Here is a 1,306-nt window from a genome sequence, read left to right as displayed (position 1 = left end):
TCACCGTCCGACGGCCGTATAGGTAAATCCGGCCTTTTCGACGAAGTCTCTGGGGTAGACGTTGCGCAGGTCGACCAGGATGGGCTGGCTGAGCAGTGCCTTGGCCCGGTCGAGGTCGAGCGCGCGGAACGCGTCCCATTCGGTCACGATGACCAGGCCGTCCGCGCCCTCCATCGCCTCATAGGCGTTGGTGCAATAGTGGACGTCGCTCAGCACCAGCTTGGCCTGCTCCGTGCCTTCCGGGTCATAGGCGCGCACCGTGGCGCCCGCGTCCTGCAACGTCTGCACCACCGCGATCGCCGGGCTGTCGCGCATGTCGTCCGTGTTCGGCTTGAACGTCAGGCCCAGTACCGCCACCGTCTTGCCGCGCACATCGCCGCCCATCGCCGCGATCACCTTGCGGCCCATCGCCCGCTTGCGATTGTCGTTGACGGCCACCACCGCCTCCACGATCCGCTGCGGCGCGTCATAATCCTGGCTGGTCTTGAGCAGCGCCAGCGTGTCCTTGGGAAAGCAGCTGCCGCCATAGCCGGGGCCGGCGTGCAGGAACTTGGACCCGATGCGATTGTCGAGGCCGATGCCGCGCGCCACATCCTGCACATTGGCGTCCACCTTCTCGCACAGGTCCGCGATCTCGTTGATGAAGGTGATCTTGACCGCCAGAAAGGCGTTGGCGGCATATTTGGTCAGCTCCGCGCCGCGCCGGCTCATCTCCACGATGGGCGAGCGGTTGATGTGCAGCGGGCGATAGACCTGGCGCATCACCTCCAGCGCGCGCGCATCGTCACCGCCGATCACGATGCGGTCGGGCCGCTTGAAATCGTCGATCGCCGCGCCCTCGCGCAGGAATTCCGGATTGGAGACGACCGCGAAGTCCGCGTCCGGGTTGGTGGCGCGGATGATCCGCTCCACCTCGTCGCCGGTGCCCACGGGCACGGTCGATTTGTTCACGATGACGGTGAAGCCGGTGATCGCGCCGGCAATCTCCTCCGCCGCGGCATAGACATAGCTGAGGTCGGCATGGCCGTCGCCGCGACGCGAGGGCGTGCCCACCGCGATGAACACCGCGTCCGCGCCCGCCACCGCCGATGCGATGTCGGTCGTGAAGGACAGCCGACCCGCCGCCGCATTGCCCGCCACCAGATGATCCAGCCCCGGCTCGAAAATCGGGATCTGCCCCGCCTTCAGCGCCGCGATCTTGCGGTCGTCCTTGTCCACGCAGATCACGTCATGACCGAAATCCGCAAAACAGGCCCCGGACACAAGGCCAACATAGCCCGAACCAATCATCGTGATTCTCATGAAG

General features: G+C 65.9%; 1 protein-coding gene. It reads right to left on the bottom strand.

From position 1 onward, the window contains the following. A complete protein-coding gene (locus tag LWE61_RS20510; RefSeq protein WP_234152500.1) occupies window positions 1-1,302 on the bottom strand; it encodes a UDP-glucose dehydrogenase family protein in 1,302 nt (433 codons plus the stop codon). Window positions 1,303-1,306 lie beyond the last annotated feature (4 nt).

Origin of the sequence: Sphingobium sufflavum (assembly GCF_021403115.1) — a bacterium.
GTDB classification, from domain to species: domain Bacteria; phylum Pseudomonadota; class Alphaproteobacteria; order Sphingomonadales; family Sphingomonadaceae; genus Sphingobium; species Sphingobium sufflavum.
The sequence above is the reverse complement of the archived record's forward strand: the minus strand, read 5'-3'. Positions and strand labels throughout refer to the sequence as shown.

Coding starts and splice junctions, on each gene's coding strand:
- LWE61_RS20510 (WP_234152500.1), bottom strand. CDS start 1,302: ATGAGAATCACGATGATTGGTTCGGGCTATGTTGGCCTTGTGTCCGGG.